Origin of the sequence: Rhizobium jaguaris, from assembly GCF_003627755.1 — a bacterium.
GTDB classification, from domain to species: domain Bacteria; phylum Pseudomonadota; class Alphaproteobacteria; order Rhizobiales; family Rhizobiaceae; genus Rhizobium; species Rhizobium jaguaris.
Genome location: NZ_CP032694.1, coordinates 1849848 through 1862870 on the forward strand (window position 1 = coordinate 1849848; position 13023 = coordinate 1862870).

The 13023-nt window shown below is 58.3% G+C and carries 15 protein-coding genes and 1 tRNA gene; 10 read left to right on the plus strand and 6 right to left on the minus strand.

Annotated elements, in window-relative coordinates:
• Positions 1–86 precede the first annotated feature (86 nt).
• From gpt to CCGE525_RS09080, 3 genes are all read right to left on the minus strand, one after another.
• On the minus strand, positions 87–584 hold the full coding sequence (gene gpt, locus CCGE525_RS09070; RefSeq protein ID WP_120703972.1) for a xanthine phosphoribosyltransferase: 498 nt from the start codon (positions 582–584) through the stop codon (positions 87–89).
• Between the two features lie 293 nt (positions 585–877).
• Entirely contained in the window at positions 878–1720 is an 843-nt protein-coding gene (locus tag CCGE525_RS09075) for a universal stress protein (RefSeq protein WP_120703973.1), read from the minus strand.
• A 116-nt stretch (positions 1721–1836) separates the two neighbouring features.
• Positions 1837–2610 carry a competence/damage-inducible protein A gene (locus tag CCGE525_RS09080; RefSeq protein ID WP_120703974.1) on the minus strand — a complete coding sequence of 258 codons (774 nt, stop codon included), beginning with the start codon at positions 2608–2610 and terminating at the stop codon, positions 1837–1839.
• Positions 2611–2853: 243 nt separating this feature from the next.
• Here CCGE525_RS09080 and wrbA point away from each other — a divergent pair, with 243 nt between their 5' ends.
• The 5 genes from wrbA to CCGE525_RS09105 all read left to right on the plus strand — a co-directional run bounded on the left by wrbA (position 2854) and on the right by CCGE525_RS09105 (position 6378).
• Positions 2854–3453: an NAD(P)H:quinone oxidoreductase type IV gene (wrbA, locus tag CCGE525_RS09085; protein ID WP_120703975.1), complete on the plus strand. Its 600-nt coding sequence runs from the start codon at positions 2854–2856 to the stop codon at positions 3451–3453.
• A gap of 197 nt (positions 3454–3650) precedes the next feature.
• Complete coding sequence (locus CCGE525_RS09090) at positions 3651–3971, plus strand: hypothetical protein (protein ID WP_120703976.1); 321 nt, start codon at positions 3651–3653, stop codon at positions 3969–3971.
• A gap of 213 nt (positions 3972–4184) precedes the next feature.
• Entirely contained in the window at positions 4185–5456 is a 1272-nt protein-coding gene (locus tag CCGE525_RS09095; RefSeq protein ID WP_120703977.1) for a TadE/TadG family type IV pilus assembly protein, read from the plus strand.
• Between the two features lie 8 nt (positions 5457–5464).
• Positions 5465–6001 carry a TadE/TadG family type IV pilus assembly protein gene (locus CCGE525_RS09100; protein WP_162950143.1) on the plus strand — a complete coding sequence of 179 codons (537 nt, stop codon included), beginning with the start codon at positions 5465–5467 and terminating at the stop codon, positions 5999–6001.
• Positions 5998–6378: a TadE/TadG family type IV pilus assembly protein gene (locus CCGE525_RS09105; protein WP_120703979.1), complete on the plus strand. Its 381-nt coding sequence runs from the start codon at positions 5998–6000 to the stop codon at positions 6376–6378. The genes CCGE525_RS09100 and CCGE525_RS09105 overlap by 4 nt, the downstream gene beginning before the upstream one ends.
• Before the next feature lie 28 nt (positions 6379–6406).
• On the opposite strand, the gene CCGE525_RS09110 is transcribed toward CCGE525_RS09105, so the two are convergent.
• A tRNA-Leu gene (locus tag CCGE525_RS09110) sits at positions 6407–6491 on the minus strand.
• 747 nt (positions 6492–7238) lie between these two features.
• Between CCGE525_RS09110 and ilvA the strand changes: the two genes are divergently transcribed.
• The 3 genes from ilvA (at position 7239) to plsY (ending at position 9633) form a co-directional block, all read left to right on the plus strand.
• Complete coding sequence (gene ilvA, locus CCGE525_RS09120; protein ID WP_425375896.1) at positions 7239–8453, plus strand: threonine ammonia-lyase; 1215 nt, start codon at positions 7239–7241, stop codon at positions 8451–8453.
• Between the two features lie 37 nt (positions 8454–8490).
• Positions 8491–8832: an HlyU family transcriptional regulator gene (locus CCGE525_RS09125; protein WP_120703982.1), complete on the plus strand. Its 342-nt coding sequence runs from the start codon at positions 8491–8493 to the stop codon at positions 8830–8832.
• A gap of 114 nt (positions 8833–8946) precedes the next feature.
• Complete coding sequence (gene plsY / locus CCGE525_RS09130) at positions 8947–9633, plus strand: glycerol-3-phosphate 1-O-acyltransferase PlsY (RefSeq protein ID WP_120706337.1); 687 nt, start codon at positions 8947–8949, stop codon at positions 9631–9633.
• A gap of 113 nt (positions 9634–9746) precedes the next feature.
• On the opposite strand, the gene CCGE525_RS09135 is transcribed toward plsY, so the two are convergent.
• Positions 9747–10523, minus strand: coding sequence for an SDR family NAD(P)-dependent oxidoreductase (locus CCGE525_RS09135; RefSeq protein ID WP_120703983.1), 777 nt, complete (start codon positions 10521–10523; stop codon positions 9747–9749).
• Between the two features lie 106 nt (positions 10524–10629).
• Here CCGE525_RS09135 and CCGE525_RS09140 point away from each other — a divergent pair, with 106 nt between their 5' ends.
• The gene (locus tag CCGE525_RS09140; protein WP_120703984.1) at positions 10630–11217 is read left to right on the plus strand and encodes a TetR/AcrR family transcriptional regulator; all 588 of its coding nucleotides are present in this window, start codon (positions 10630–10632) and stop codon (positions 11215–11217) included.
• 53 nt (positions 11218–11270) lie between these two features.
• On the opposite strand, the gene CCGE525_RS09145 is transcribed toward CCGE525_RS09140, so the two are convergent.
• The gene (locus CCGE525_RS09145) at positions 11271–11885 is read right to left on the minus strand and encodes an FMN-dependent NADH-azoreductase (protein ID WP_120703985.1); all 615 of its coding nucleotides are present in this window, start codon (positions 11883–11885) and stop codon (positions 11271–11273) included.
• A 135-nt stretch (positions 11886–12020) separates the two neighbouring features.
• Between CCGE525_RS09145 and CCGE525_RS09150 the strand changes: the two genes are divergently transcribed.
• Complete coding sequence (locus CCGE525_RS09150; RefSeq protein WP_120703986.1) at positions 12021–12989, plus strand: LysR family transcriptional regulator; 969 nt, start codon at positions 12021–12023, stop codon at positions 12987–12989.
• The last annotated feature ends 34 nt before the right edge of the window (positions 12990–13023 follow it).

Consider the following 13023-nt stretch of genomic DNA (forward strand, 5'->3'; position numbering starts at 1 on the left):
AAGCGCCCACCTCTATTGCTGATGCCTCTGTCCACTTTCGGCACACCACACAGAATCACTACTGATTCGCGTGAGTCCTATGAGGGTCAGCCGCGATGACCCTTGGCGATCGGCTCCTGATAGGTGAAACCCATGTCCCAGGGGAAATAGATCCAGGTGTCCTGGCTGACCTCGGTGATGAAGGTGTCGATGGTCGGCACGCCCTTCGGCTTGGCGTATAGGCACGCGAAATGCGCCTTAGGCAGCATGGTGCGCACTTCAGCGGCAGTCTTGCCGGTATCCGTCAGGTCATCGACGACAAGCACACCTTCGCCGCCATCGGCCGTCAATTCCGGCGTGATGCCTTTGAGCAGGTTCATTTTGCCCTGGCTGGCATAGTCGTGGTAGGAGGCGATGCAGACAGTATCGATCATGCGGATGTTGAGTTCGCGCGAGATGATGGCGGCGGGCACCAAGCCGCCGCGGGTGATGCAAACGATCGCCTTGAAATCTCGATTGAGGCCGGCGAGCCGCCAGGCAAGTGCGCGGGCATCGCGATGGAACTGATCCCAGGATACGGGAAAGGCTTTATCGGGCAGGGACATGGCTCAGAGGCTCCGGGAAGCAGAAGATAACGACGCACCGGCGCTGCCGGCGACCCTGAGCAGACCCCGCGACGGGCGCGGACCATGGACCAAATCCTGAAACGCAATTCGCTGGCTTTCCGACCGACCATGATCTTGTCCAAAAACGCCTTGGACCTTTTGGGATCACGCTCCACGTACCATGCGAATGGTTCCCTGGCGGGAATTCTCTCATCGGTCGCTGCTTTCTGCTGGATTTGCGGTCAAAAGGCAAGAGCCGCCGCTGCCCAGCCTATCCAGCAGGGCGACGCAGGTCAGCGTGCCAGCAGCGTCATGGCCGTCATCGATTGCAATAACGTCCGTGTCGTGCCGCCGAAGATCAACTGCCAAAGCCAGGAATGTGTATAGGCACCCATGACAAGCAGATCGATGCTGTCGTCGGCTAGGCGATTTTCGATGACCTGCGATGGTGTCCTGCCGCCGCACATCGCCGTCTCCTGTCTGGCGCGAACGCCATGGCGGACGAGCGTCGCGGTAATCTCCGCGCCGGTCTCCGTCGGCGAATGCGTCGAACTATCGGCCGTATCGACTGAAAAAACCTCCACGGAATCGGCAGTCTTCAGGAATGGCAGAGCATCGAAGGTAGCGCGGGCAGCTTCCTTCGAGCCGTTCCAGGCGATCAATACACGACGGATCGGCTTCGGCTCCTTAAAGATATAGGGAATGAGCAGGACTGGACGGCCGCTCTCGAACAGGAAGCTTTCGACATCGACTTGCGAGTCGGAAGACTTGGACGGATCAGGCTGCACGGCGATCAGCAGGTCGGCGCTGCGGGCGATTTCCATCAGCGGCTGCGAGCCATAGCCGATGGTACTGGAGACGCCGCGCCATTCATAGGCGATGCTCTCGCGCTCCATTTTCGTGCGGAATAGCCGCTCGATATCGACGGCCTGTTTGTGCGCCATGTCCTGCAGAGCCTGCACGGCGACCGGATCGGGGATTTCCATCGGCGCCACCAGCGGCACAGCCGAGACGATTTCCGCATGCAGACCTACGATACGAGCGTCGTGCTCCTTCGCGAAGGCGGCGGCGAAGTCGACCGCCACGCGCGTATTGTCGGGGATATCGAGAATGACCAGGATGGTTTTATAGGGCATGACATGATCTCCCGTGCGGAAGGGTCCACATTGCCTCATTATATCAGTGTTCCGCTTGATAATAATGCACCGAGATGACAGCGGTTCCCTGACGAATTAAATCCACTCGTTGAACGTCATGCTTCAGCGGACTGATTTCCCTTGGCTTTCGCCTGCCTGATGGTTTCGATCATGGCGCGCACTTCGGCTGCGACAGTTTCAACCAGCTCGGCGGAACGGCCCCTCACGACGATCTCGGTCGAGAAGAATTGACCGACATAACGCGGGTAGGAGCCGATGCTGGTGTCAGGATGCGCCTTCTGGATGAGGCCAAGCGGAGAGCCGATCTCGCCTTCGCCGTAAGGGCAGGAAATTGCTTCCGAAAGCATGCGGGTGCCCGAGCGCAGGGTCGGTATGACATTGTCGAGCATCGCCTGGAAAACCTGCGGCACACCGGCCATGACATAGACGTTGCCGATGTTGAAGCCAGGGGCCGTCGAGACCGGATTAGCAATGTGCTTGGAGCCGACCGGCATGCGGGCCATGCGTTGGCGGGCCTCGGTGAACTCCATCTCGCGCCGGGCATACATTTCGCCCATCAACCGCATCGCTTCCGCATCGTGCTCGCAGGGCACGCCGAAAGCCTTGGCGATGGCATCGGCGGTAATGTCGTCATGGGTCGGGCCGATGCCGCCTGACGTGAAGACATAATCATATTGGCCGCGCAAGGCGCTCAACGCCGACACAATGGCATCCTCGTCGTCGGCAACGATGCGAACTTCCTTCAGGTCGATGCCGGCCAGCAGCAGCACATCGGCAAGGTGGCCGATATTCTTGTCCTTCGTCCGGCCGGAGAGCAGTTCGTCGCCGATGGCCAGCATGGCGGCGGTGACAATGGTTTCATTGGTCATGGAAATATCCGTGGAATTGCGCAGTTGCGCGTTCGAAAAAACGTCAGAAATAGGTAGCGCCGTTTGCGACGAATGCAAACTGCCGTTTTCGTTTCACAAGCGGCAGTCAAAAAAAGCAACTGCAAGTGAATTTTCGTCTACATCGGGTGAACAGTGCGTTCCAGTCGCGCGGGGCTGCGCCTTCCTTTTCCCGCTGATACAAATCACGTCGAAATTCAACACGTCCAACAACGGGAGACGTTTATGGCTAAGGTTCTGGTTCTCTATTATTCTTCCTATGGTCACATCGAGAAGATGGCCTATGCCGTCGCTGAAGGCGCAAAATCGACCGGCGCCGAGGTGACCGTCAAGCGCGTACCGGAACTGGTGCCGGAAGAGGTCGCCAAGGCTTCCTACTTCAAGCTGAATCAGGAAGCACCGATCGCATCGCCGGAAGAATTGGCCGACTACGACGCCATCATCGTCGGCTCCGGCACGCGCTTCGGCACGGTTACGTCGCAGATGCGCAATTTCTGGGATCAGACCGGCGGCCTGTGGTTCGGCGGCAAGCTCGTCGGCAAGGTCGGCTCGGTCTTTACCTCCTCGGCTACCCAGCATGGCGGCCAGGAGTCGACCATACTCGGCTTCATTCCGACCCTGCTGCACCACGGCATGGCCGTCGTCGGCCTTCCCTATGCTTTCCAAGGCCAGATGGGCACAGAAGAAGTCAAGGGTGGCTCGCCTTACGGCGCTTCCACGATCACCAATGGCGACGGCTCGCGCCAGCCTTCGGAAATCGAACTGGAAGCTGCAAAATACCAGGGCGCTCACGTCGCCAAGATCGCGGCCAAACTCGTCGCCTAATTCGAATTCGCATATCAATTGAAGAAAGGCGCGGCGAAAGCTGCGCCTTTTTGTATGCCGCAGTTTTTCATCCTTGCGATGTGCAAGGGCGGCAAAAGGCGATGACAGCGATGTGATCGCTATTTAAGGTAGAATTCATAGTCTGTTCATCAATGCGGGTTCAATGAGGGGCTGCAAATCTTAGAATTGGAGCTGTCATGAACAAAATTTTCGGCATCGTCGGCGCCGGTGCGCTGACGCTGGTCATGGGCCTCGCATCGGTCGCGCCTTCCGCCGCCGCGCCGCTCTATCAGCCCAAGCCGGCCGCAAGCACCGCTATCGAGATGGTGCAATACCACCAGCCGGACCGCCGGCATTGGGACAACAACGGACACCGTCCGCACCATCGCCCGCCGCCGCGCTACCGCCCGGGCTATTGGAACGGCTATCATGGCTATAAATACGCTCGTCCGGGCTACCGCCGCCACAGCGACGGCTGGTGGTATCCGCGCAAGGCATTCACGATCGTCATTCGCTAAGCGACCATAAACGAGACAGACAATATCAAGGCGGTCCAACGGGCCGCCTTGTTTTCTTATGGGACTTCGGATTGAGGGGCGAGGCTCCGCGCGTTGCACAATCCATCTTTACTGTATTTTCCATTCAATTCGAACTTCTTAAAAAAGAGAAAAATAAAGAATTGGACTGCACAGTCCTCCATCGGATTTTCCGTATAATTTGATGGGGGGACAATGCTTCGATTTCCTATCGGCGCGCGCCACCGAAAGACAATCGTGGACTTCATTCACGATTCGACCGGCGCTTATTTGGTCGTTTTCGCATTGTCGCTCCCGGTTCTGATCGGCTTGATAGGGCTCGGCACGGATTATGGGCTGTGGACTTATAAGCAACAGACGATGCAGTCGGCGACCGACGCCGCCGCTGTAAGCGGCGCGGCCGCCTATACCGCCAGTGGTGACGGGCCGGTCGTGTCCCAGGTCAACGCGATAACGGCAAGCTATGGGCTCGTTAATGGCCAGAATAGCGTGGTGATATCGATCCACCGCCCTCCGACGCAGGGATCTTACGCTGGGAATGGATCGGCGATCGAAGTCGTCGCACAACAACCAATGGACCTGCTGTTCTCCGCGCTTTGGCAGCAGGCTTTCGTCGTTACGACGAGATCCGTGGCCATGGCGAATGCCGCCAACGCCTGTGTGCTGGCGCTCGATCAGACGGCAAGTGCTGCCGCGTCGGCTCAGGGGTCAACCTCGGTGACGTTGAACAACTGCAGCTTGGTCTCGAATTCGACAAGCCCCACGTCGGTCAGTGTCGGCGGTTCCGCGCTGATCCAGGCGTTGTCGGTCGGGGCCGCCGGCGGCATCAGCGGTCTTAGCGGCATTAAGGCGAGCGAGGGAACGGCGACCGGAATTTGGCCTGTCACGGACCCATATGCCGATGTTCAGATGCCGACCTACTCGGGTTGCACGATCAACGGCAAGGAAAACATCAAGGGGAAGACGACACTCGATCCGGGTGTCTATTGCGGCGACATTACCGTGAACGCAGGCGCGGTCCTAACTCTGAACCCCGGGATCTATATTCTCGATCGCGCTAACCTGAAGGTCAACGGCGGCGCGACTTTGATCGGCCACGGCGTCACGATCATCTTCACCTCCAGCACGGGAAGCAATTACGGCACCGCGTCGATCAACGGCGGGGCGATCCTTGATCTCACGCCGCCGCTTACGGGAGACACGGCCGGCATTGTCGTTTTCGGCGACCGGAATATGCCCGTGGGCACAGCCTTCAGCTTTAATGGCGGTGCGAGCCAGAATTTGGCGGGATCGATCTATCTGCCAAAGGCGGCGGTCAGCTACTCGGGAGGTAACACCGCGACAAATGCCTGTATCAAGATTATCGCGGATACGGTCACCTTCACTGGCAATTCCAATCTATCCATCGATTGCAGTGCCTATCCGACCCGCGCCATTGGCGGCGCCGCCGGCAAATTGGTCGAATGAGGATAGTGATGGCCGCAAAAACAATAGTACAAACTGAAGCACCGCTCTCCCGCATGCTCGTCGCCAAGCGGCCGCTGGGTTCGCCGCAGGCTTGGAGAAGGCTCTGTCGAGACCTGTTCAATGAACGGCACGGTACGGCCGCCATCGATTTGGCGCTCATACTGCCGATCTTGATCGCGATGACATTCGGTCTTGTCGACTATTCGTCCGCATTGCTTCAGCAGACGCAGGTGGAGAATGCGGCACAGCGAGGTCTGCAATATGCTCTGGCTCGCGGCTTCGATAGTTCCGCCATGTCGAATGTCATCACAAGAAGTACCGGCTCGGCCGTCATCTCGGCGGCGCCTGCCCCCTCGAAATTTTGCGGATGTCCTAGTGGTCAAGGCATCTCCGTCGCGGTGTGCTCCGATGTCTGTTCGGACGGATCGCGAGCGGGCACCTACGTGTCCGCCTCGGCGGCCGCTACCTACGTGCCGTATCTTGCACTTCCTTTCGTACCCGCATCCTTTGCGCTGCAGTCAACGGCAACAGCGAGGCTTCAATGATTCGTCGTCTCGCGAGAAATGCCGAAGGGACAACCGCAGTCGAGTTTGCTCTGACTGCGCCCTTCTTTATCGTTCTAGTATTCTCGATCGGACAATATGGGCTCTTTCTCTGGACCCGATTGGGATTACAGCACGCCGTCGACCTCAGCGCCCGGTGTGCGAGCCTGATGCAGACCACTTGTCCCGATACAGGTTCAACCCAGGCATACGCCGTGAGCCAGGCTTATGGCCTTAACATTGATCCCAGCGTGTTTTCCGTGAGTAAAGATGCATGCGGACAGAATGTTACGGCAGCCTACACCTATACGATCGCAATTCCTTTTTTGCCATCGATGCCGGTGAACATCGCCGCAACGTCGTGCTTCCCGACCTATTGAGCGGGACCCGTCACCACAATTTTCAATATGGTGCGGACGACGGGGGTCGAACCCGTATACCCGAAGGTGAGGGATTTTAAGTCCCTTGCGTCTACCAGTTTCGCCACGTCCGCGTGCCTTTCCCCTTCAAGCACTTGAGCGATTCAGTCAAGCGATTGTTCGCTTATATATGCTTGCCTGCGGATTTCGAGGGGCCGGGTTTAGCGACCGCTCCTTCGGTGGGGAAATATCTCAGTCGATTCTTGAGATACGTATCCAGGCAATAATTCTCGAGAATGTTTTTGTCGCTACCCAGGTATGAGCAGGTCTTTTCGGCGTCTTGTAGCAATGCTCTCGCTTGTTTCGGCGTCACGATGACCGTTCTTGTCGATCCTCGTCCTTGTGTTTCACACGAAGCGAGCAACGAGGCCAAGACAACCGCAATCAAAACAAAACGCATCCCTGACTCTCCGAAAAATCCGGGAAGCCAGATGCCATTTTTCCAATGCTTTCACAATAAGATAAGCGCATCCAGCGCGGCAATGCGAGCAGTGCGGCACCCCGGCGTATTAAACGAAGCCCGCCGGCACCGGGTGAACCGGATTGGAGCGGGCCTCTAACCATCGTCATGATGGCTGGCTCGCATTGGAAGCAGGCCTTCGCCTCCTGTCAATTCGAAGATTTTGTGTTGCGACCGGATGTAACATGGTGGCGCGAATAATAGCAGCTGCGCGCTTGATGGTCGCAATCGCCCGGACGAGACGGAAAGCGCGACAAAGAGGCTTTCTTTACTCATGTTTCCTGTGTCATAGCGAAGGCGGATTGAACAGGAACGGATCAAGCCCGTGGACAAGCAGGATGTTTTCAACGCCACCGAGGCCATGCGTGGTCTTTTTCCCGCAACGCCACTGCAACTGAACGAGCATCTTTCCGCTCGTTATGGGGCAAACATTTGGCTGAAGCGCGAAGATCTGACGCCGGTGCGTTCCTACAAAATTCGCGGTGCCTTCAATTTCTTCCGCAAGGTGATTGCCGCGGGCGGTACGGGCAAGACATTCGTCTGCGCTTCGGCCGGCAATCATGCGCAGGGTTTTGCGTTTGTCTGCCGCCATTTCGGGGTGCCGGGCGTGGTCTACATGCCGGTGACGACGCCGCAGCAGAAGATCGACAAAACCCGTATGTTCGGCGGTGAATTCATCACCATCAAGCTGTTCGGCGATTTCTTCGACCAATGCTACCAGGCGGCGCGCGAGCACGTGCAGCACATAGACGGCGTCATGGTGCCGCCCTTCGATCATGCCGATATCATCGAGGGGCAAGCGACGGTTGCGGCTGAAATTGCCGAGCAATTGCCTGAAGGCGTCGTGCCCGACCACATTATTCTGCCCGTCGGCGGCGGTGGATTGGCGGCCGGCATCACAGGCTATTTTGCGGATCGCCTAGCCAAGGAGAGCTTCGTTTTCGCCGAGCCGGCCGGAGCGCCGAGCCTCAGGCGCAGCATGGAGATGGGGCAGGTGGTGACGCTGGTAAAGGTCGATAATTTCGTCGACGGCGCAGCGGTCGGCCGCATCGGCGAGCTGAATTTTGCCGCCCTGAAGGGTTTTGCAGCCGAGCAGGTCATGCTGATCGCGGAAAATGCCATCTGCGTAACGATCACCGATATGCTGAATGTCGAAGGCGTCGTGCTGGAACCCGCCGGTGCACTGGCGATTACCGCGCTCGACGCGATGGATCGTGAGAGCATCCGCGGCAAGACGATCGTTGCGGTCGTCTCCGGCGGCAATTTCGATTTCGAGCGTCTGCCCGACGTCAAGGAGCGCGCAATGCGCTATGCCGGGCTGAAGAAATACTTCATCCTGAGGCTCGCGCAGCGTCCCGGCGCGTTGCGCGATTTCCTCAACCTGCTGGGGCCGGACGACGATATCGCCCGCTTCGAATATCTGAAGAAGAGCGCCCGCAATTTCGGTTCCATCCTGATCGGCATCGAGACCAAGCATCCCGACAACTTCAAGCAGCTTGTCGAGAATTTCGAGCGCGCCGGCATGGGCTATGAGGACATCACCGAGAACGACATTCTGGCGAACCTGATTATTTAACTTTGCCACCCCACGTCCTTCATGCTAAAGGCGATTCATGGCTTCGATCTTGTCGAATATTCTCTCGATCTTCACCGGCGGCGGCGCTTCGACGACGAGCGCCGAAAAGGCTGGCGGTTCTTCCGTCACGGCTGAGCCGCAGGAGCATGGCGGCTGCACGATCTACGCGACGCCGCAGCGCGAGGGCAATCAGTTCCGCCTGATGGGTCGGATCGAGAAGGAAGTAAACGGCGAGATCCTGGTGCGCAATTTCATTCGCGCCGATGTTTTCACTTCGTCGGACGATGCGCTCGAATCGACCTTCCGCAAGGCGCAGCAGATCATCGATCAGAACGGCCCGTCTCTGTTCGGAGACGGCGAAAAAGTGCGCCAGGTCTGAGCCGAATGGCCAGCCCTAACCGAATGTGGAATCAGGCAGCATCTTAGTTTCGCATTCTGCAGACCCAATAGCCGAGTTTCGCAAACCTGAAATTAGAGCGTCGAGGTGAATGGCGTGATTTTCTGGATAGCGAGCGTGGTTGGGTTGGCGATCGCGTATCTCTTCGGTTCTGCACCCACGGGCTATCTGGCGGGGAAACTGCTCAAGGGAATTGATATCCGAGAGCATGGCTCCGGATCCACCGGGGCAACGAACGTCTTGCGAACCCTGGGCAAATGGCCTGCATTGGTAGTGCTCCTGGTGGATGTGCTGAAAGGTGCGGCGGCAATCCTCTTTGCCCGCTGGTTTTATCTTTGGTTCTCCACTTTGTCGTCCGTCACGCCATCGACAGCGCTTGATCGGCAAAGCTGGGAACCTTGGGCCGTTTTCCTGGCTGGACTTGCCGTGTTGCTGGGACACAGCCGTTCGATCTGGTTGAATTTTGCCGGCGGAAAATCCGTTGCGACGGGGCTTGGCGTGTTGTTGGCGATGTCCTGGCCCGTAGGTTTAGGTGCCGTGACGGTCTTTGGCGTTGTGCTGGCTATTTTTCGGATTGTTTCCCTGAGTTCGATACTCGCCGCGCTGACCGCGATCACCCTCGTCTTCGGCTTGGAGCAACCATTGCCCTATCGGTTGCTGGTGATAGCGGGTGGCGTTTACGTAATCGCGCGCCATCGCACCAACATTCAGCGGCTACTGGCCGGGATAGAGCCACGCCTGGGGCAAGGTAGCCCGGAATCGAAAACAGGATCGCAAATTTAGTGTGCATCCTGGGAAGGCTGAGATCGCCAACAACGGCTGTTGGCGATCTCGATGCGGCAGACCCCGCTTGGCTGGGCCGAAGGACGGCCCCTTTTTCTGCTCAGCAATAGCGGTTATGCGGCCCGGAAGATTTTGGCGCCCGAGGGTGCGCTGGTCATGCCGCCATCAACCGTGATTTCGATTGCCGAAACGTTGCTCGAGTCATCAGATGCGAGATAAAGGGCGGCCTTAGCGATTTCTTCGGCTTCGCTCATACGGCCGAGCGGGCTCATGCCGCCGAGGCGGGCTTCCAACTGACTCATCGCATCTTCCGTCTGCGCCATCGGCGCCCAGATCGGCGTCTTCGTGCCGCCAGGAGTGACCTGATTGACGCGGATGTTGCGCGGCGCCAGTTCGGAAGCGAGGTTGCGGGTCATTGAGCGAATTGCGCCCTTGCTAGCCGCATAGGCCGACCAGCCGGCCGAGCCAAGAACAGCATGCACAGAACCATTGAGGATTACAGACGCACCATCATTCAGATGCGGCAGGGCCGCCTGCACGGTGAAGAAGACCGCCGTCAGATTGGTGCGGATAATGGTTTCGAATTGTTCGAGCGAGGTCTGGCCGATCGGTGTTGCGCCGCCGATGCCGGCATTGGCGAAGACGATGTCAAAATTACCGAGCTTTTCAGCCGCTTCGGCGAAGGCCTTTTCCGTGGCCGCAACGTCGGTCACGTCGACCTGCAGCGGCAACACGTTGCCGCCGAGAGTCTCGACAGCGGCGGCAAGGGTTTTTGGATTGCGACCAGTGATGGCGACCTTGGCGCCTTCGTTAACGAAGACGCGGGCGGTGGCGAGGCCAATGCCGCTGTTTCCGCCGGTGATGATGGCAACTTTGTTCTTGAGGCGCATGTTCGTAGCTCCTATTGGCTTCAACGGCGATCTGGATTATGATCGTTCGCTATAAGGATTATGATCATAATCTACATTCGTCAAGATGCTCTGAGGAGATTTTTCGATGGGCCATTCGCAGTTAGAAAAGCAGAAGACACATGAGCGCATAGTGACGCTCGCCGCCAAGCGTCTGCGGGAGGAGGGGCTGGAAGGTATCAGCGTTGCCGATCTCATGAAGGAGGCGGGCCTGACGGTCGGCGGCTTCTACAAACATTTCGCCTCTCGCGACGAGTTGGTGGCCGAAGCCGTCCAGTCGGCGGTGGAATCGTGGCGGCGGCAACTGGAGGGGAAGGGGATCGATCCGGCGGATGTCTCGCTCGAAAACTATGCCGACGACTATCTCAGCCCTCGGCATCGCGACCACCGCGGCGAGGGTTGTGCCTACGCTGCGTTGATGGCCGACATTGCCCGCAGCGGCGAAGCTGTCCGGGTGATTGCGACCGAGGGGATACGGAAAAACATCGAATCGATGACGGCGCGCATGCCGCAACCGGATACCGCAGACGCACGGCGCAATGCCATTATCGCCTCCTGCGTGATGATCGGTGCCGTTGGCCTTGCGCGTGTGGCAAACGATGAAGAGCTTTCCAACGAAATTCTGGATGCCGCGAAGCACTTCGTGAAGGATTTGGCAAAAGACAGCGGGAAATAAAAAGCGGCCGGTGGGGACCGGCCGCTCTCAAGGAATTGCTGTTGTTTGCAGGCTTAAGCGGCCAGTGCCAGCTCGGTCGCGCGGGCTTGGGCAGCGCCGATTGCCTTTTCAGCGGCTTCCGGACCGAAGGCGAGACCTTCGACATAGACCGTTTCAACATCGGTGATGCCGATGAAGGCGAGAACCGACTTCAGGTAGGGAACGGCGTGATTGAGCGGAGCAGCCGGGCCTTCGGAATAAACGCCACCAGAGGCAAGAACGATATAGGCCTTCTTGCCGGTCGCCAGACCCTTCGGGCCAGTTTCCGTGTACGTGAAGGTGCGGCCGGCGCGGGCGACGTTGTCGATCCAGGCCTTTAGCGACGAATAGATATTGAAGTTGATGAGGCCGGTGCCGATGACCAGCGTGTCGGCCGCGAGCAGCTCGTCGACGAGCGCGTCGGAAACCTTGACGGCTTCGGCCTGCTCAGGGGTGCGAGCCTCTACCGGCGTGCGAATGGCGGCGGTAAAGAGCTCATCGATATGCGGCAGCGGCGCGGCGGCGAGGTTGCGATGGACGATCGTCTTGCCTGGGTTCTGGGCCTTGATCTTGTCGGCAAGCTCGGTGGCGATCTTGGTGGAGAGCGAGTCGCTGCGCGGGCTGGATGTCAGAAGCAGAATGGAGGACATGGTCATGTTCCTTTTCAATGGGTTGCGGGAGCTAGGCAGGAGTCTGGCCGCCGTTCGGGAAAAGAAATAAGTCTGCAGTGCCATCGAAAAAACTGTGATAATATGGATCGGAATTATCGATAGAATGGATGGCCCATGCTTCCCAATCCAACCCTAGACCAGTTGCAGGTCTTTCTGACCGTTGCCGAATCCGGCAGTTTTTCCGCCGCCTCGCGCACCCTCAATCGCGCGCAATCGGTGATCAGCTATACGATCGCCAATCTCGAAGCTCAGCTCGAAGTACCGCTGTTCGAGCGTTCCGGCTCCCGCCAGCCGACGCTGACGGACGCAGGGCGCGCTATGCTGGAGGATGCGCGCCGGATCCTCGCCGATCTCGGCGTGATGCGTGCGCGTGTCAAAGGTTTGAAGGCGGGCGTTGAAGCGGAAGTGGCTGTGGCTATCAGCGTCATGGTACCGACGAATGCCACAGTCGACGTATTGAGGGAGTTTCGCGACCGCTTCCCGCTGGTCTCGCTACGGCTCGACACCGGCGAACTCGGCACAATGATGGAACTGGTCGCCAGCGGTAAGTCGACGATCGGTATTGGTGGCGCGGTGCCGAATCAAGATGATTCGCTGGTGATCGAGCGCATCGGCCATTCCTTCATGCTGCCGGTGGCCTCGCCCGCTCATCCACTTGCCCGGATCGGAAGGCCGTTGACGCTTGCCGATGTGCGAGAGGAGGTGCAATTGGTCGTTACCGATGCCTCCGGTCTCACGAATGGCAAAGATTTCAACGTTCTGTCATACAAGATCTGGCATGTCAGCGATATCGCGACCAAACACCAATTGATGCGCGGCGGTCTCGGCTGGGGCGGGCTACCGGCTTCGCTCATCGTGGAAGATCTGCAGAAGGGACGGTTGGTGCCTCTGGCCCTCGATGCCTACGACCAGAGCGAATATCCGATCTACGCCGTCCACAAGCTTGACAATCCTCCAGGGCCTGCTGCTGCCTGGATGATCGAAGCCTTCAGTTCGCGCCTTTCGAAATGCCCGAACAAAGCGGATTTCAAAGCGGTCGTCGAGATGTTTCATCCGAACGAGAAGCAGTTGGCGGCAGAGTGATCAAGCTCCTTCGCCACGCAAATGCGGGGAGAAG

Coding starts and splice junctions, on each gene's coding strand:
- CCGE525_RS09125 (WP_120703982.1), top strand. CDS start 8,491: ATGGCTTCGATCTTGTCGAATATTCTCTCGATCTTCACCGGCGGCGGC.
- CCGE525_RS09140 (WP_120703984.1), top strand. CDS start 10,630: ATGGGCCATTCGCAGTTAGAAAAGCAGAAGACACATGAGCGCATAGTG.
- CCGE525_RS09135 (WP_120703983.1), bottom strand. CDS start 10,523: ATGCGCCTCAAGAACAAAGTTGCCATCATCACCGGCGGAAACAGCGGC.
- CCGE525_RS09080 (WP_120703974.1), bottom strand. CDS start 2,610: ATGACCAATGAAACCATTGTCACCGCCGCCATGCTGGCCATCGGCGAC.
- CCGE525_RS09090 (WP_120703976.1), top strand. CDS start 3,651: ATGAACAAAATTTTCGGCATCGTCGGCGCCGGTGCGCTGACGCTGGTC.
- CCGE525_RS09075 (WP_120703973.1), bottom strand. CDS start 1,720: ATGCCCTATAAAACCATCCTGGTCATTCTCGATATCCCCGACAATACG.
- CCGE525_RS09100 (WP_162950143.1), top strand. CDS start 5,465: ATGGCCGCAAAAACAATAGTACAAACTGAAGCACCGCTCTCCCGCATG.
- CCGE525_RS09095 (WP_120703977.1), top strand. CDS start 4,185: ATGCTTCGATTTCCTATCGGCGCGCGCCACCGAAAGACAATCGTGGAC.
- gpt (WP_120703972.1), bottom strand. CDS start 584: ATGTCCCTGCCCGATAAAGCCTTTCCCGTATCCTGGGATCAGTTCCAT.
- CCGE525_RS09145 (WP_120703985.1), bottom strand. CDS start 11,885: ATGTCCTCCATTCTGCTTCTGACATCCAGCCCGCGCAGCGACTCGCTC.
- CCGE525_RS09105 (WP_120703979.1), top strand. CDS start 5,998: ATGATTCGTCGTCTCGCGAGAAATGCCGAAGGGACAACCGCAGTCGAG.
- ilvA (WP_425375896.1), top strand. CDS start 7,239: ATGCGTGGTCTTTTTCCCGCAACGCCACTGCAACTGAACGAGCATCTT.
- wrbA (WP_120703975.1), top strand. CDS start 2,854: ATGGCTAAGGTTCTGGTTCTCTATTATTCTTCCTATGGTCACATCGAG.
- CCGE525_RS09150 (WP_120703986.1), top strand. CDS start 12,021: ATGCTTCCCAATCCAACCCTAGACCAGTTGCAGGTCTTTCTGACCGTT.